Source organism: Pseudomonas resinovorans NBRC 106553, from assembly GCF_000412695.1.
Lineage (GTDB): Bacteria > Pseudomonadota > Gammaproteobacteria > Pseudomonadales > Pseudomonadaceae > Metapseudomonas > Metapseudomonas resinovorans_A.
In genome coordinates this window covers 4,044,021-4,060,327 of the sequence record NC_021499.1, presented here as the reverse complement: position 1 = coordinate 4,060,327, position 16,307 = coordinate 4,044,021, and the positions used below count along the sequence as shown (strand labels likewise).

The window sequence follows — 16,307 nt, the reverse complement described above, 5'->3', positions numbered from 1 at the left end:
GAAATCCAAGGCCTGTCAGGGGATTGACAGCTTCGGCTATGATAAGCGCTTTGATTTGACCGGCCTACCCTGAGCCGTGCACCAGAAGACCCAAGGATCCCATGAGCAAGCCAGAGACTCCCGCCGCAACCAACTTCCTGCGCCAGATCGTCCAGGCGGACCTGGACGCCGGCAAGCACACCAAGATCGTCACCCGCTTCCCGCCGGAGCCCAACGGCTACCTGCACATCGGCCATGCCAAGTCGATCTGCCTGAACTTCGGCCTGGCCAAGGAATTCGGTGGTGACTGCCACCTTCGCTTCGACGACACCAACCCGGCGAAGGAAGACCAGGAGTACATCGACGCCATCGAGAGCGACGTGAAATGGCTGGGCTTCCAGTGGGCGGGCGAGGTGCGCTACGCCTCCGGCTATTTCGACCAGTTGCACGATTGGGCCGTCGCGCTGATCAAGGCCGGCAAGGCCTTCGTCTGCGACCTGTCCCCCGACCAGGCCCGGGAATACCGTGGCAGCCTCACCGAGCCGGGCAAGAACAGCCCGTTCCGTGATCGCCCGGTGGAGGAGAACCTCGACCTGTTCGCCCGCATGAAGGCTGGCGAGTTCCCCGATGGCGCCCGTTCGCTGCGGGCGAAGATCGACATGACCTCGCCGAACATGAACCTGCGCGACCCGATCCTCTACCGCATCCGCCATGCGCACCATCACCAGACCGGTGACAAGTGGTGCATCTACCCGAGCTATGACTTCACCCATGGCCAGTCGGACGCGATCGAAGGCATCACCCACTCCATCTGCACCCTGGAGTTCGAGGATCATCGCCCGCTCTACGAGTGGTTCCTGGAGAACCTGCCGGTGCCGGCACAGCCGCGCCAGTACGAGTTTTCCCGTCTGAACCTGAACTACACCATCACCAGCAAGCGCAAGCTCAAGCAACTGGTCGACGAAGGCCATGTGCATGGCTGGGACGATCCGCGCATGTCCACCCTGTCGGGCTACCGTCGTCGCGGCTACACGCCGGAATCCATCCGCAACTTCTGCGAGATGATCGGCGTGAACCGTGCCAGTGGCGTGGTGGATATCGGCATGCTGGAGTTCAGCATCCGCGACCACCTGGACGCCACCGCGCCGCGCGCCATGTGCGTGCTGCGCCCGCTCAAGGTGGTGATCACCAACTACCCGCAAGGCCAGGTCGAAAACCTCGAACTGCCGCGCCATCCGAAGGAAGACATGGGCGTGCGCGTCCTGCCGTTCTCCCGTGAGCTGTACATCGACGCCACCGACTTCGAGGAAGTCCCGCCGGCCGGCTACAAGCGCCTGCTCCCGGGTGGCGAAGTGCGCCTGCGCGGCAGCTACGTGATTCGCGCCGACGAAGCCATCAAGGACGCCGACGGCAACATCGTCGAGCTGCGCTGCAGCTATGACCCGGACACCCTGGGCAAGAACCCCGAGGGCCGCAAGGTCAAGGGCGTGATCCACTGGGTGCCGGCCGAAGGCAGCGTGGAATGCGAAGTGCGCCTCTACGACCGCCTGTTCCGTTCGGTCAATCCGGAGAAGTCCCCCGAGGCCCTTGAAGGGCAGGGCGGCAGCTTCCTCGACAACATCAACCCGGATTCCCTGCAGGTGCTGAGCGGCTGCCGTGCCGAGCCGTCCCTGGCCCAGGCCCAGCCGGAAGATCGCTTCCAGTTCGAGCGCGAAGGTTACTTCGTCGCTGACCTGAAGGACTCCCAGCCTGGCAAGCCGGTGTTCAACCGTACCGTGACCCTGCGCGATTCCTGGGGCCAATGATGACGCTGTCGATCTACAACACTCTCAGCAAGGCCAAGGAGCCGCTGAAGCCGCTGGTCGGCAACCAGGTGCGCATGTATGTCTGCGGCATGACGGTCTATGACTTCTGCCACATCGGCCATGCCCGGGTGATGGTGGCGTTCGACGTAGTGGCGCGCTGGTTGCGCCACCGCGGCTACGACCTCACCTATGTGCGCAACATCACCGACATCGACGACAAGATCATCCGCCGCGCCAACGAGAACGGCGAGCCGTTCGAGGCGCTGGTGGAGCGCATGATCGCCGCGATGCACGAGGACGAGGCGCGTCTCTCCGTGCTGCGTCCGGACATCGAACCGCGTGCCACCGGCCATATCGCCGGCATGCACGAGATGATCCAGACCCTGATCGACAAGGGCTTCGCCTACGCCCCGGGTAATGGCGATGTCTATTACCGGGTGGGCAAGTTCGTCGGCTACGGCAAGCTGTCGCGCAAGAAGATCGAAGACCTGCGCATCGGTGCCCGTATCGAAGTGGACGAATCCAAGGAAGATCCCCTGGACTTCGTACTGTGGAAGGGCGCCAAGCCCGGCGAGCCGAGCTGGGAATCGCCCTGGGGCGCAGGCCGTCCGGGCTGGCATATCGAGTGCTCGGTGATGTCCACCTGCTGCCTGGGTGAAACCTTCGATATCCATGGCGGCGGCCCGGACCTGGTGTTCCCGCACCACGAGAACGAGATCGCCCAGAGCGAGGCGGCCACCGGCAAGCTCTACGCCAATGCCTGGATGCACGCCGGCGCGGTGCGCGTGGATGGCGAGAAGATGTCCAAGTCCCTGGGCAACTTCTTCACCATTCGCGAAGTGCTGGAGAAGTACCACCCGGAAGTGGTGCGCTACCTGCTGGTATCCAGCCACTATCGCAGCCCGATCAATTACTCCGAGGACAGCCTCAAGGAAGCCAAGGGCGCCCTGGAGCGCTTCTATCACGCGCTGCGCGGCCTGCCTGAAGCCGCTCCGGCGGGTGGCGAGGCGTTCGTCGAGCGTTTTGCCGCGGCCATGGACGACGACTTCAACAGTCCGGAAGCCTGCGCCGTGCTCTTCGAGATGGTTCGCGAAGTGAACCGCCTGCGTGACAGCGACCTCCCGGCTGCCGCTGCGCTGGCGGCACAGCTCAAGCAGCTGGCGGGACTGCTCGGCGTGCTGCAACTTGAGCCGGATGCATTCCTGCGTGCGGGTGCCGAAGGCAAGGTGAATGCGGCCGAGGTCGAGGGCTTGATCCAGGCGCGCCTGCAAGCGCGTGCGGACAAGAACTGGGCCGAATCCGATCGTATCCGCGACCAGCTGAGCGCCATGGGCGTGGTGCTGGAAGACGGCAAGGGTGGTACCACCTGGCGTCTGGCTGACTGAAACGTCGCCCAATGAAAAAGGCCGCTTCAAGCGGCCTTTTTCTTGTCTCCATTTTGCCTGGCGATCTTGCGAGCTAGAGCCATGCAAGGCAGAAACAGGCGAGGAAGCGGACTGGGCTCGCACGCGAGTTTACAGTTGTAAATGAGCATTCCGAGCCTGTTTCTAACGCCGCAGGGCCGACGCGCAGCAGATCGTGTATTCAAGCGTGCAGCGTTTCGGCGGCGTAGAGGGTGTTCTCGAGCAGACAAGCGCGGGTCATGGGGCCGACACCGCCCGGAACCGGGGTGATCCAGCTGGCGCGCTGGGCGGCCACGTCGTATTCCACGTCGCCTACCAGCTTGCCGTCTTGCTGGCGGTTGATGCCGACGTCGATGACGATGGCGCCGGGCTTGATCCACTCACCCTTGACCAGGCCAGGCTTGCCGGCGGCCACCACCACCAGGTCGGCGTTGGCCACGTGGCCAGCCAGGTCCTTGGTGAAGCGATGGGTCACGGTGACGGTGCAGCCGGCCAGCAACAGTTCCATGGCCATTGGGCGGCCGACGATATTGGATGCGCCCACGATCACCGCGTTCATGCCGTAGAGGTCGGCGCCGGTGCTTTCCAGCAGGGTCATGATGCCCTTGGGGGTGCAGGGGCGGAGCAGAGGGATGCGCTGGGCCAGGCGGCCGACGTTATAAGGGTGGAATCCGTCCACGTCCTTGTCGGGGTTGATGCGTTCCAGCAGCTTGGAAGCATCCAGATGCTCCGGCAGCGGCAGCTGGACCAGGATGCCGTCGATGGCCGGATCTTCATTGAGGCTATCGATCAGTGCCAGCAGTTCGGTCTGGCTGGTGCTGGCAGGCAAGTCATGGGCCTGGGACAGGAAACCGACTTCCTCGCAGTCCTTGCGCTTGTGCGCGACGTAGACCTGGGACGCGGGATCGCTGCCGACCAGGATCACGGCGAGGCCGGGGACGCGCAGTCCTTGCTGGCGACGCTCGGTGACACGTTGGGCTATCTGCTGGCGGAGGCGGGCGGCGATCGTTTTGCCGTCGATCAGTTGTGCGGTCATGACGCTAGATTAACCATCGGGAAGGGCTACAAAGGGCGCGTATTCTCGCATGGAGGGCCGAGCGGGCAAAGGCGGCTGGTCAGCATTTTCCCGTAACTCCTTTATCTTTCTGATTTTTTTCAACTTTCCTGTTGACGAGGGGTAGGTGTATCGATAACATGCGCCCCGCTTGTCGAGCACAGCCAGTCGCTGGGTAAGACGGCAAGGGGAATCTCTCGATTCAACCGAAGCCGAAGCTTTATAGTCTGCTTGCAGATTTAAGCGCCCGTAGCTCAGCTGGATAGAGCATCCGCCTTCTAAGCGGATGGTCGCAGGTTCGAGTCCTGCCGGGCGTGCCACTAGGCAGCTTTGGCACAAGCGGTGCGCAATATGGTGGGCGTAGCTCAGTTGGTAGAGCACAGGATTGTGGCTCCTGGTGTCGTGGGTTCGATTCCCATCGTCCACCCCATATTCGAGAAAGCGCCAGGCTCAGTGCCTGGCGTTTTCGTTTAAAGCGTTGCCCGCTGCGGACGTGGTGGAATTGGTAGACACACTGGATTTAGGTTCCAGCGCCGCAAGGCGTGAGAGTTCGAGTCTCTCCGTCCGCACCATCCTTTCTTGTCCATGAGTGGGTGGTTGCAGGTTCGAGTTGCGGGGCCGCCACTTGGCTCCTCTGATGTATAGCAAGACGTAATATGGTGGGCGTAGCTCAGTTGGTAGAGCACAGGATTGTGGCTCCTGGTGTCGTGGGTTCGATTCCCATCGTCCACCCCATATTCGAGAAAACGCCAGGCCTAGTGCCTGGCGTTTTCGTTTCAAGCGGTGCCTTCCACGGATGTGGTGGAAATGGCCGGCGCGCCGGAATCAGGTTTCGGCGCCGCAAGGTCTGGGGGATCGAGTTTCTCCGTCCGCAGCATCCTTTCTTTCTTTTACTTCTATCCCTTCGTTTTGCCGGCTGTTTCTGCTGGGTGACTTCTTTTAAACGACCCACTAGAATGCATGCCCTTGATTCTGGGGCCGGAACGGCCGGCTAACGTCTGTGCAACGAGGAATATCCATGCAAGTTTCTGTAGAAAGCACCTCCGCTCTTGAGCGCCGCATGACCATCGGTGTGCCGGCCGAGCGCGTCGAGAACGAAGTGACCAAGCGCCTGCAGCAGACTGCGCGCCGTGCCAAGGTTGCGGGCTTCCGTCCGGGCAAGGTCCCGATGAGCGTCATTCGTCAGCGTTACGAAGACTCCGCTCGTCAGGAAGTCCTGGGCGACCTGATCCAGTCTTCCTTCTATGAAGCCGTCGTCGAGCAGAAGCTGAACCCGGCTGGCAACCCTGCCGTCGAGCCGAAAGTGTTCGAGAAGGGCAAGGACCTGGAGTTCATCGCTACCTTCGAAGTGTTCCCCGAGTTCCAGGTTGCCGGTTTCGAAGGCATCGCCATCGAGCGTCTGCAAGCTGAAGTGGGCGACGCCGACGTCGACAACATGCTGGACATCCTGCGCAAGCAGAACACCCGCTTCGAAGCTGTTGAGCGTGCCGCCGAGAATGGCGATCAGCTGAACATCGATTTCGTTGGCAAAATCGACGGCGAAGCCTTCGCTGGCGGTACCGCCAAGGGCACCCTGCTGGTTCTGGGCTCCGGCCGCATGATCCCGGGCTTCGAAGAAGCTCTGGTTGGCGTCAAGGCTGGCGAAGAGCGCGTGATCAACCCGGCCTTCCCGGCTGACTACCAGAACCTGGACCTGGCCGGTAAGACCGCTGAGTTCAGCGTGACCGTGAACAGCGTATCCGCTCCCCAGCTGCCGGAGCTGAACGACGAGTTCTTCGCTCTGTTCGGCATCAAGGAAGGCGGTCTGGAAGGCTTCCGCGCCGAAGTTCGCAAGAACATGGAGCGCGAGCTGCGCCAGGCCACCAAATCCAAGGTGAAGAACCAGGTGATGGACGGTCTGCTGGCCGCCAACCCGGTCGAAGTACCGAAGGCCCTGATCGGCAACGAAGTGAACCGTCTGCGCGTACAGGCCGTTCAACAGTTCGGTGGCAACATCAACCCTGACCAACTGCCGGCTGAGCTGTTCGAAGAGCAGGCCAAGCGTCGCGTAGTCCTGGGGCTGATCGTCGCCGAAGTGGTCAAGCAGTTCGAGCTGAAGCCTGACGAAGCCCGCGTTCGCGAGCTGATCGAAGAGATGGCTTCCGCTTACCAGGAGCCGGAACAAGTCGTGGCCTGGTACTACAAGAACGACCAGCAACTGAACGAAGTCCGTTCTGTTGTGCTGGAAGAACAAGTTGTAGATACTGTCCTGCAGAAGGCCAACGTTACCGACAAGTCGGTATCCTACGAAGAGGCAGTCAAGCCGGCAGAAGCTCCGCAAGCCGACTGATATTTCCACCTCCTTCGAATACACCATAAGCCAGCCTCCGAGCTGGCTTATGCGTCTTTGAGACATGACTATCTAGTTAGGGAGTGATCGCAGGACATGTCCCGCAATTCTTTTATGCAGCAAATGCCTGATATCCAAGCCGCTGGCGGTCTGGTCCCGATGGTGATCGAGCAGTCCGCCCGTGGCGAACGTGCCTACGACATCTACTCGCGCCTGTTGAAGGAGCGCGTGATCTTCCTGGTGGGGCCGGTAGAGGACTACATGGCCAACCTGGTAGTGGCGCAGCTGCTGTTCCTCGAGGCCGAGAACCCCGACAAGGACATCCAGCTCTACATCAACTCCCCGGGTGGTTCGGTAACTGCCGGTATGTCGATCTACGACACCATGCAGTTCATCAAGCCCGACGTGTCGACCCTCTGCATCGGCCAAGCCTGCAGCATGGGTGCGCTGCTGCTGGCCGGCGGCGCCGCGGGCAAGCGTTTCTGCCTGCCGCACTCGCGCATGATGATTCACCAGCCGTTGGGCGGCTTCCAGGGCCAGGCGTCGGATATCGAAATCCATGCCCGGGAAATCCTCACCATCCGTGAGCGCCTGAACAAGATCCTGGCTGACCACTGTGGCCAGCCGATCGACGTGATTGCCCGCGACACCGACCGCGACAACTTCATGAGTGGCGACGAAGCGGTCAAGTACGGCCTCATCGATCAGGTGCTCAGCAAGCGCCAGCTCGTGGGCTAAGCCCATCCGCAGGACCGCGGCCGGAGAGTATCCGGCCGCTTCGCGGGGTTGAAAATGCCCGCATTTGCCTTCATCTTGTGTTTCAAGCCTATCCCGATTGGATCGATCGAATGACTGACACCCGCAACGGCGAGGACAACGGCAAGCTGCTTTATTGCTCCTTCTGCGGCAAAAGCCAGCACGAAGTGCGCAAACTGATTGCAGGTCCCTCCGTATTCATCTGCGACGAGTGCGTCGACCTGTGCAACGACATCATCCGTGAGGAGGTGCAGGAAGCCCAGGCCGAAAGCAGTGCGCACAAACTGCCCGCGCCCAAGGAAATCCGCACGATCCTGGACCAGTACGTGATTGGTCAGGAACGCGCCAAGAAGGTACTCGCGGTAGCGGTGTACAACCACTACAAGCGCCTGAACCAGCGTGACAAGAAAGATGACGTCGAGTTGGGCAAGAGCAACATCCTGCTCATCGGCCCCACCGGCTCGGGCAAGACCCTGCTGGCTGAAACCCTGGCACGTCTGCTCAATGTCCCCTTCACCATCGCTGACGCCACCACCCTCACCGAGGCGGGCTACGTCGGCGAAGATGTCGAGAACATCATCCAGAAGCTGCTGCAGAAGTGCGACTACGATGTCGAGAAGGCCCAGATGGGCATCGTCTACATCGACGAGATCGACAAGATCTCCCGCAAGTCCGACAACCCGTCCATCACCCGTGACGTATCGGGCGAGGGCGTGCAGCAGGCCCTGCTGAAACTGATCGAAGGTACCGTCGCTTCGGTTCCGCCCCAGGGCGGTCGCAAGCATCCGCAACAGGAATTCCTGCAGGTCGACACCCGCAACATCCTGTTCATTTGCGGTGGCGCCTTCGCCGGTCTGGAGAAGGTCATCCAGAACCGTTCCACCCGTGGTGGCATCGGCTTCAACGCCGAAGTGCGTAGCAAGGACCTCGGCAAGAAGGTGGGCGAAGCCCTCCGTGAAGTGGAGCCGGAAGACCTGGTGAAATTCGGTCTGATTCCGGAGTTCGTGGGTCGTCTGCCGGTCATCGCGACCCTCGACGAGCTGGATGAGCCTGCCCTGATGCAGATCCTCACCGAGCCGAAGAACGCGCTGACCAAGCAGTACGCCAAGCTGTTCGAGATGGAAGGCGTGGACCTCGAGTTCCGCCCGGATGCGCTGAAAGCGGTTGCCCATCGTGCGCTTGAGCGCAAGACCGGTGCCCGCGGCCTGCGTTCCATCCTCGAAGGTATCCTGCTCGACACCATGTATGAGATTCCCTCTCAAACAGATGTAAGCAAGGTAGTCATCGACGAAAGTGTCATCGAAGGATCGTCCAAGCCTCTGTTGATCTACGAGAACAACGAGCAGCCTGCCAAGGCGGCGCCTGACGCTTGATGAAACAAAGGGGCCTACGGGCCCCTTTGTATTTCCTGCCTCAACGCTTGTTTTTTCCCGGGCCTAACCCCATCTTAGGTCCAAGGGTTTTCCCATCTGTTTACGGCCTGAGGGCCGCCGTAGAGCTGATACCATGAATACGACTGCTGAATTACCTCTCCTGCCATTGCGCGATGTCGTGGTCTATCCGCACATGGTCATCCCGCTTTTCGTGGGGCGCGAGAAATCCATCGAGGCTCTCGAAGCTGCGATGACCGGGGACAAGCAGATTCTCCTGGTTGCCCAGAAGAACCCCGCCGATGACGATCCGGGCGAAGACGCCCTGTATCGCATGGGCACCGTAGCCACAGTGCTTCAGCTCCTCAAACTGCCGGACGGCACGGTGAAGGTGCTGGTCGAGGGCGAGCAACGCGGCTCCATCGAGCGTTTCATCGAAGTCGACGGTCATTGCCGCGCCGAAGTCAGCATGATCGACGAAGTCGATGCTGGCGAGCGTGAGTCCGAAGTCTTCATTCGCAGCCTGCTCAGCCAGTTCGAGCAGTACGTGCAACTGGGCAAGAAGGTGCCGTCCGAGGTGCTTTCTTCGCTGAACAGCATCGACGAGCCCGGCCGCCTGGTGGACACCATGGCTGCCCACATGGCGCTGAAGATCGAGCAGAAGCAGGAAATCCTGGAGCTGACTGACCTTCCTGAGCGCGTCGAGCACGTCCTCGCGCTGCTGGATGCCGAAATCGACCTGCTGCAGGTCGAGAAGCGCATTCGCGGCCGCGTGAAGAAACAGATGGAGCGCAGCCAGCGCGAGTACTACCTGAATGAGCAGATGAAGGCCATTCAGAAAGAGCTGGGCGACATCGACGAAGGCCATAACGAAGTCGAGGAGTTGAAGAAGCGCATCGACAACGCCGGCCTGACCAAGGAAGCACTGGCCAAGGCCAATGCCGAGCTGAACAAGCTGAAGCAGATGTCGCCGATGTCTGCCGAGGCCACCGTGGTGCGTTCCTACATCGATTGGCTGGTCAACGTACCGTGGAAGGCCGAGAGCAAGGTGCGCCTGGATCTGGCCAAGGCCGAGGACATCCTCGATGCCGATCACTACGGCCTGGACGAGGTCAAGGAGCGCATCCTCGAGTACCTCGCCGTGCAGAAGCGCGTGAAGAAGGTCAAGGGGCCGGTACTCTGCCTGGTCGGCCCGCCCGGCGTCGGCAAGACCTCGCTGGCCGAATCCATTGCCCGTGCCACCAACCGCAAGTTCGTGCGCATGGCCCTGGGCGGCGTGCGTGACGAGGCCGAGATCCGTGGCCACCGCCGTACCTACATCGGTTCCATGCCCGGTCGCCTGATCCAGAAGATGACCAAGGTTGGCGTGCGCAACCCGCTGTTCCTGCTCGACGAGATCGACAAGATGGGCAGCGACATGCGTGGCGACCCCGCGTCGGCGCTGCTGGAAGTGCTCGACCCCGAGCAGAACCACAACTTCAACGACCACTACCTGGAAGTCGACTACGACCTCTCGGACGTGATGTTCCTCTGCACCGCCAACTCCATGAACATTCCGGCACCCTTGCTGGACCGCATGGAGGTGATCCGCCTGCCGGGTTACACCGAGGACGAGAAGGTCAACATCGCCGTCAAATACCTCGCGCCCAAGCAAACCAAGGCCAACGGCCTGAAGAAAGGCGAGCTGGAGTTCGACGAGGCGGCCATTCGCGACATCATTCGTTACTACACCCGGGAAGCCGGCGTGCGTAGCCTGGAGCGTCAGCTCGCCAAGGTCTGCCGCAAGGCAGTGAAGGAGCATGCCCGCGAGAAGCGTTTCGCCGTGCAGGTGACGGCGGAGTCCCTGGAGCACTTCCTGGGCGTGCGCAAGTATCGCTACGGTCTGGCGGAGCAGCAGGACCAGATCGGTCAGGTGACTGGCCTGGCGTGGACCCAGGTGGGCGGCGAACTGCTGACCATCGAGGCTGCTGTGGTTCCCGGCAAGGGCCAGCTGACCAAGACCGGTTCGCTGGGTGACGTGATGGCCGAGTCCATCACCGCCGCGCTGACCGTGGTGCGCAGCCGTGCGAAAAGCCTGGGTATTCCGGCGGACTTCCACGAGAAGCGCGACATCCACATCCACATGCCAGAGGGCGCTACACCGAAGGATGGCCCGAGTGCCGGTATCGGCATGTGCACCGCCCTGGTTTCGGCGATGACGCAGATTCCGGTGCGTGCCGACGTCGCCATGACCGGTGAAATCACCCTGCGTGGCCAGGTCCTCGCGATCGGCGGCCTGAAAGAGAAATTGCTGGCCGCACATCGTGGTGGAATCAAGACCGTGATCATTCCGGAAGAGAATGTGCGCGATCTCAAAGAAATTCCCGAGAATATCAAGCAAGACTTGGCGATTAAACCCGTTAAATGGATTGACGAGGTCCTGCAAATTGCGCTGCAATACGCCCCGGAGCCCTTGCCCGATGCGGCTCCGGAGATGGTTGCAAAGGATGACAAACGCGAGACTGATTCCAAGGAGCGAATCAGCACGCATTAGCCGGGGGGCTTTCTTGACACATTTTTAGAGCCCTTGTTATAAAGCGGCTCTTATGTGTTAGCAGGCCATCCAGCACCCGCTTTGCTTACACCAAACAACTAAGAAACAACTCAACAGAAATAAGGGGACTTAAGAGTGAACAAGTCGGAACTGATTGATGCTATCGCCGCATCTGCTGACATCCCGAAAGCTGTAGCTGGCCGCGCGCTCGACGCAGTTATCGAATCCGTTACTGGCGCTCTGAAGGCTGGTGACTCCGTTGTCCTGGTTGGCTTCGGTACTTTCGCCGTTAAAGAGCGCGCTGCTCGCACCGGCCGCAACCCGCAGACTGGCAAGCCGATCAAGATCGCCGCTGCCAAGATCCCTGGCTTCAAGGCCGGCAAAGCTCTGAAAGACGCCGTCAACTAAGCGTCTTTCGGGCTCTGCCCGACCGGGTCGGATTCAACCCGGCCCGAGAGCGGAGAGGCGGAAGCGAAGGACTCCTTCCAACCGCCTGAGATGTCGAATCTCCGACTCCGCAAGCTACGAGAAGGCGCATCCTAGGATGCGCCTTTCTCATATTCGGATACTCTACCCGCGTTACTCGGCCGCGACTCAATGTGGCCGTTTCTGGGGGACCCATGCTGCAGAACATTCGGGACAATTCACAGGGGTGGATTGCCAAAACCATCATTGGCGTGATCATCATGCTGCTGGCGCTGACCGGCTTCGACGCCATTTTCAATGCCACCAGCAATCGCCAGAACGCGGCTGAGGTCAACGGTGACGAGATCACCCTGGACCAACTGAACGAAGCCGTGAACATGCAGCGTCGCCAGTTGCAGCAGCAGTTGGGCAAGGACTTCGATGCTTCCCTGCTGGACGAGAACCTGCTGCGTGACGCGGCGCTGAAAAGCCTGATCGAACGCAAGCTGCTGCTGCAGGGCGCCGAGAAAGCCGATTTCGCCTTCTCGCAGCCCGCCCTCGACCAGCTCATCCTGCAGACGCCGGAGTTCCAGGTGGACGGCAAGTTCAACGCCGACCGCTTCGACCAGGTCATCCGCCAGATGAACTACAGCCGCCTGCAATTCCGCCAGATGCTCGAGCAGGAAATGCTGATCGGCCAGCTGCGCGCTGGTCTTGCCGGCAGCGGTTTCGTCACCGATGCCGAGGTCCAGACCTTCGCCAACCTCGAGAAGCAGACCCGCGATTTCGCAACCCTGACCCTGAAGGCCGACCCGGCTGCGGTCAGCGTGTCCGACGACGAGATCAAGGCTTACTACGAAGCTCATATCGACCAGTTCATGAGCCCCGAGCAGGTCGTGATCGAGTACGTCGAACTAAAGAAGGCCGCCTTCTTCGATCAGGTCGAGGCCAAGGACGAAGATCTCCAGGCCCTGTACCAGAAAGAGATCGGCAACCTCGCCGAGCAGCGTCAGGCCGCCCACATCCTGGTGGAAGTGAGCGACAAGCTGAACGAGGACCAGGCCAAGGCCAAGATCGAGCAGATCAAGCAGCGCCTGGAAAAGGGTGAAGACTTTGCCGCACTGGCCAAGGAGTTCTCCGACGACTCCGGTTCGGCCAGCAACGGCGGCGATCTGGGCTACGCCGGTCAAGGCGTCTATGAGCCCGCCTTCGAAGAGGCGCTTTACGCGCTGAAGCAGGGCGAGGTTTCGGCTCCGGTGCGTACCCAGTACGGCTGGCACCTGATCAAGCTGCTGGGTGTGCAGGCACCTGAAGTGCCGAGCTTCGAGAGCCTCAAGCCGAAGCTGGTGCATGACATCAAGACCCAGCAGGTCGAGCAGCGCTTCGTCGAGGCGAGCAAGCAACTGGAAGACGCAGCCTTCGAGGCTTCCGACCTGGCCCAGCCGGCCCAGGAACTGGGCCTGGAAGTGCGGACCAGCGCGGCCTTCGGTCGTGAAGGTGGCGAAGGCCTTACCGCCAATCGCCAGGTCATCCAGGCCGCCTTCAGCCAGGAAGTGCTGGAAGATGGCGCCAACAGCTCGGCCATCGAGCTGGACCCGGACACCGTGGTCGTCCTGCGCGTCAAGGAGCACAAGAAGCCTGAGCAACTGGCACTGGAGAAGGTCACCGACAGCATTCGTGAGCATCTGGTCGCCCAGAAAGCCAGCGAAGCCGTCAAGGCCAAGGGCGAAGCCCTGATCGCCAGCCTGCGCGAAGGCAAGACCCCGATCGAGCAAGCCGCCGAAGGCCAGTCCTGGCAAGTGGTGGAAGCCGCCACCCGCAGCCAGGAAGGGATCGAGCCGCTGCTGCTGCAGTCGCTGTTCCGCATGCCCAAGCCGGCTGCCGCGGACAAGCCCGAGTTCACCGGTGTGAAACTGAACAACGGTGACTTCGTGGTGATCCGCCTGAACGGCGTCAACCAGCCCGAGGAGCAGCTCTCCGCAGAGGAAAAAGCGATGTACAGCCGCTTCCTCGCCTCGCGCAGCGGGCAGCAGGATTTCGCTGCCTTCCGCCGCCAGTTGGAAGAGCAGGCGAAGATCGAGCGTTTCTGATCGATCCCCGCCAGATGAGAAAAGGCCGCGCAAGCGGCCTTTTTTCTTTGTGTGGTGATACGTCCACGGCGCCCCATCCGCAGGATCGCAAGATCCACGTGCGCCAACGAGCACCCACAAAAAAGCCCGCACATGTGCGGGCTTTTTCGTCAGGGCGACTATCAGTCTTCGATATTGCCCATGGCGGTGGTATTGAAACCGCCGTCGACGTACATGATCTCGCCGCTGATGCCCGAGGCCAGGTCCGAGCACAGGAAGGCGCCGGCGTTGCCGACTTCTTCGATGGTCACGTTGCGGCGCAGGGGGGTCTGCTTCTCGTTGGCGGCGAGCATCTTGCGGAAGCTCTTGATGCCGGAAGCGGCCAGGGTGCGGATGGGGCCGGCGGAGATGGCGTTGACGCGGGTGCCTTCCGGGCCGAGGCTGCCGGCCAGGTAGCGGACGCCGGCTTCCAGGCTGGCCTTGGCCATGCCCATCACGTTGTAGTTCGGCATGGTGCGCTCGGCGCCCAGGTAGGACAGGGTCAGCAGGCTGCCGTTGCGGCCCTTCATCAGCTCACGGCCGCCCTTGGCCAGGGCTACGAAGCTGTAGGCGCTGATGTCGTGGGCGATGCGAAAGCCCTCACGGGTGGTGACTTCGGTGAAGTCGCCGTCCAGTTGGTCGCCCGGGGCGAAGCCGACGGAGTGGACGATGCAGTCCAGGCCATCCCACTTCTTGCCGAGGGCCTCGAAGACCGCGGTGATCTCTTCGTCATTGGCCACGTCGCAGGGGAAGCAGAGGTCGGCGTTGGAGCCCCAGCTCGCGGCGAACTCTTCCACACGGCCTTTCAGCTTTTCGTTCTGGTAGGTGAAGGCGAGCTCGGCGCCTTCGCGATGCATGGCTGCAGCGATGCCCGATGCGATGGACAGTTTGCTGGCTACGCCAACGATCAGTACGCGCTTACCGGCGAGAAAACCCATGTGCTTCATCCTCTTCTGGTTAATGGGCAGTTTCCGGAGCCAGGAATGCGGCTTCCAGCAACTGCTTCGTATAGCTGTGCTGCGGGGCGGCGAAAATGGCGTCGGCCGGACCCTGTTCGACCACCTGACCGTGCTTGATCACCATCAGCTGGTGGCTCAGAGCCCGGACCACAGCCAGGTCATGGCTGATGAACAGGTAGGTCAGGTCGTACTTGGTCTGTAGCCTGCGCAACAACTCCACCACTTGGCGCTGAACCGTCCGGTCGAGCGCCGAGGTGGGCTCGTCCAGCAGGATCAGTGCCGGTTTCAGCACCAATGCCCGGGCAATGGCAATCCGCTGCCGCTGCCCTCCGGAAAACTCGTGGGGGTAGCGGTTCCGGGTTTCCGGGTCCAGACCTACCTCCAGGAGCGCGTCGATGATGGCCTGCTCCTGCTCCGCCTCGGTGCCCATGCGGTGGATCCGCAGGCCCTCGCCGACAATGTCGCCCACGCACATGCGTGGGCTCAGACTGCCGAAGGGGTCCTGGAAGACCACCTGCATCTCGCGCCGAAACGGCCGCACTTCCTTCTGCGACAGGCCGTCCAGGGCTTGGCCCTGGAAGCGGATGTCGCCCCGGCTGCCGAGCAACCGGAGGATCGCCAGGCCCAGCGTGGACTTGCCGGAGCCGCTTTCGCCCACGATCCCCAGGGTCTGACCCCGGGGCAGGCTGAAATTGACGCCGTCCACGGCCTTGACGTGATCCACGGTGTGCCGCAGCAGCCCCTTCTTGATCGGGAACCACACGCGCAGGTCCTTGACCTCCAGCAGCGGGCCCCCTACGGGGTTGTCCGCCGGCCGGCCCGAAGGCTCTGCGCCGAGCAGTTCCCGGGTGTAGGGATGCTTGGGTGCATGGAACAGCTCATCACACGACGCTTGTTCGACGATACAACCGCGCTGCATGACACATACGCGATGCGCAATTCGCCGAACCAGGTTCAGATCATGGCTGATCAGCAGCAGGGCCATGCCCAGGCGCGCCTGCAGTTCCTTGAGCAGCTCGAGGATTTTCAGCTGGACGGTGACGTCCAGGGCCGTGGTGGGTTCGTCGGCGATCAGCAGTTCCGGCTCGTTGGCCAGGGCCATGGCGATCATCACCCGTTGGCGCTGGCCACCCGAGAGCTCGTGGGGGAAGGCCTTCAGGCGCTTGTGCGGTTCGGGGATGCCCACCAGCTCCAGCAGCTCCAGGGTACGCCGGGTGGCGGCCTTGCCGGTGAGCCCCTTGTGCAGGGCGAGCACCTCGTTGATCTGCTTCTCGATATTGTGCAGCGGGTTGAGCGAGGTCATCGGCTCCTGGAAGACCATGGCGATGCGGTTGCCGCGAATGCCGCGCAGCTTGGCCTCCGGAAGCTTCAAGAGGTCCTTGCCGGCGTAGTGGATGGTGCCGCTGGGATGACGCGCCAGGGGGTAGTGCAACAGGCGCAGGATGGAGTGCGCCGTCACCGATTTGCCGGAGCCGCTTTCGCCCACCAGTGCCAGAGTCTCGCCCTTGCGAATGTCGAAGCTGATGCCTTCGACCACGCGCTGGGTCTTGTCGCCGGTGACGAACTCGACGGCGAGGTCGCGGATTTCGATCAGGTTCTCGCTCAT

Annotated in this window: 11 protein-coding genes and 4 tRNA genes; 12 read left to right on the top strand and 3 right to left on the bottom strand. The window is 61.7% G+C overall.

Annotated elements, in window-relative coordinates:
- Positions 1 to 101 precede the first annotated feature (101 nt).
- Both PCA10_RS18355 and cysS read left to right on the top strand, forming a co-directional pair.
- On the top strand, positions 102 to 1,784 hold the full coding sequence (locus PCA10_RS18355; protein ID WP_016493560.1) for a glutamine--tRNA ligase/YqeY domain fusion protein: 1,683 nt from the start codon (positions 102 to 104) through the stop codon (positions 1,782 to 1,784).
- Positions 1,784 to 3,169: a cysteine--tRNA ligase gene (cysS, locus tag PCA10_RS18350; RefSeq protein ID WP_041770341.1), complete on the top strand. Its 1,386-nt coding sequence runs from the start codon at positions 1,784 to 1,786 to the stop codon at positions 3,167 to 3,169. Before PCA10_RS18355 ends, cysS begins: the two co-directional genes overlap by 1 nt.
- A gap of 199 nt (positions 3,170 to 3,368) precedes the next feature.
- Here the strand turns inward: cysS and folD are convergent, their stop codons facing one another.
- Complete coding sequence (gene folD / locus PCA10_RS18345; protein WP_016493558.1) at positions 3,369 to 4,223, bottom strand: bifunctional methylenetetrahydrofolate dehydrogenase/methenyltetrahydrofolate cyclohydrolase FolD; 855 nt, start codon at positions 4,221 to 4,223, stop codon at positions 3,369 to 3,371.
- A 261-nt stretch (positions 4,224 to 4,484) separates the two neighbouring features.
- Between folD and PCA10_RS18340 the strand changes: the two genes are divergently transcribed.
- From PCA10_RS18340 to PCA10_RS18295, 10 genes are all read left to right on the top strand, one after another.
- A tRNA-Arg gene (locus PCA10_RS18340) sits at positions 4,485 to 4,561 on the top strand.
- A 34-nt stretch (positions 4,562 to 4,595) separates the two neighbouring features.
- A tRNA-His gene (locus PCA10_RS18335) sits at positions 4,596 to 4,671 on the top strand.
- Positions 4,672 to 4,728: 57 nt separating this feature from the next.
- Positions 4,729 to 4,813: transfer RNA gene (locus tag PCA10_RS18330), tRNA-Leu, on the top strand.
- Positions 4,814 to 4,900: 87 nt separating this feature from the next.
- A tRNA-His gene (locus PCA10_RS18325) sits at positions 4,901 to 4,976 on the top strand.
- A 283-nt stretch (positions 4,977 to 5,259) separates the two neighbouring features.
- On the top strand, positions 5,260 to 6,570 hold the full coding sequence (gene tig, locus PCA10_RS18320; protein ID WP_016493557.1) for a trigger factor: 1,311 nt from the start codon (positions 5,260 to 5,262) through the stop codon (positions 6,568 to 6,570).
- Positions 6,571 to 6,666: 96 nt separating this feature from the next.
- On the top strand, positions 6,667 to 7,308 hold the full coding sequence (gene clpP, locus PCA10_RS18315) for an ATP-dependent Clp endopeptidase proteolytic subunit ClpP (RefSeq protein WP_041770340.1): 642 nt from the start codon (positions 6,667 to 6,669) through the stop codon (positions 7,306 to 7,308).
- Between the two features lie 110 nt (positions 7,309 to 7,418).
- Positions 7,419 to 8,699 (top strand): ATP-dependent Clp protease ATP-binding subunit ClpX, encoded by a 1,281-nt coding sequence (gene clpX / locus PCA10_RS18310; protein ID WP_016493555.1) that lies wholly within the window; start codon positions 7,419 to 7,421, stop codon positions 8,697 to 8,699.
- Positions 8,700 to 8,832: 133 nt separating this feature from the next.
- Positions 8,833 to 11,229: an endopeptidase La gene (gene lon / locus PCA10_RS18305; protein WP_041770339.1), complete on the top strand. Its 2,397-nt coding sequence runs from the start codon at positions 8,833 to 8,835 to the stop codon at positions 11,227 to 11,229.
- 135 nt (positions 11,230 to 11,364) lie between these two features.
- The gene (hupB, locus tag PCA10_RS18300) at positions 11,365 to 11,637 is read left to right on the top strand and encodes a nucleoid-associated protein HU-beta (protein WP_003087931.1); all 273 of its coding nucleotides are present in this window, start codon (positions 11,365 to 11,367) and stop codon (positions 11,635 to 11,637) included.
- A gap of 212 nt (positions 11,638 to 11,849) precedes the next feature.
- Positions 11,850 to 13,724, top strand: a complete 1,875-nt coding sequence (locus tag PCA10_RS18295; protein ID WP_016493553.1) for a SurA N-terminal domain-containing protein — start codon at positions 11,850 to 11,852, stop codon at positions 13,722 to 13,724.
- Between the two features lie 161 nt (positions 13,725 to 13,885).
- On the opposite strand, the gene fabI is transcribed toward PCA10_RS18295, so the two are convergent.
- Both fabI and PCA10_RS18285 read right to left on the bottom strand, forming a co-directional pair.
- Entirely contained in the window at positions 13,886 to 14,680 is a 795-nt protein-coding gene (fabI, locus tag PCA10_RS18290; protein ID WP_041770338.1) for an enoyl-ACP reductase FabI, read from the bottom strand.
- Between the two features lie 19 nt (positions 14,681 to 14,699).
- On the bottom strand, positions 14,700 to 16,307 hold the full coding sequence (locus PCA10_RS18285) for an ABC transporter ATP-binding protein (protein ID WP_016493551.1): 1,608 nt from the start codon (positions 16,305 to 16,307) through the stop codon (positions 14,700 to 14,702).

Bases quoted from the DNA above. Each gene is read 5' to 3' on its own strand.
- PCA10_RS18355 (WP_016493560.1), top strand. From the start codon at position 102: ATGAGCAAGCCAGAGACTCCCGCCGCAACCAACTTCCTGCGCCAGATC.
- cysS (WP_041770341.1), top strand. From the start codon at position 1,784: ATGACGCTGTCGATCTACAACACTCTCAGCAAGGCCAAGGAGCCGCTG.
- folD (WP_016493558.1), bottom strand. From the start codon at position 4,223: ATGACCGCACAACTGATCGACGGCAAAACGATCGCCGCCCGCCTCCGC.
- tig (WP_016493557.1), top strand. From the start codon at position 5,260: ATGCAAGTTTCTGTAGAAAGCACCTCCGCTCTTGAGCGCCGCATGACC.
- clpP (WP_041770340.1), top strand. From the start codon at position 6,667: ATGTCCCGCAATTCTTTTATGCAGCAAATGCCTGATATCCAAGCCGCT.
- clpX (WP_016493555.1), top strand. From the start codon at position 7,419: ATGACTGACACCCGCAACGGCGAGGACAACGGCAAGCTGCTTTATTGC.
- lon (WP_041770339.1), top strand. From the start codon at position 8,833: ATGAATACGACTGCTGAATTACCTCTCCTGCCATTGCGCGATGTCGTG.
- PCA10_RS18295 (WP_016493553.1), top strand. From the start codon at position 11,850: ATGCTGCAGAACATTCGGGACAATTCACAGGGGTGGATTGCCAAAACC.
- fabI (WP_041770338.1), bottom strand. From the start codon at position 14,680: ATGGGTTTTCTCGCCGGTAAGCGCGTACTGATCGTTGGCGTAGCCAGC.
- PCA10_RS18285 (WP_016493551.1), bottom strand. From the start codon at position 16,307: ATGAGCGAGAACCTGATCGAAATCCGCGACCTCGCCGTCGAGTTCGTC.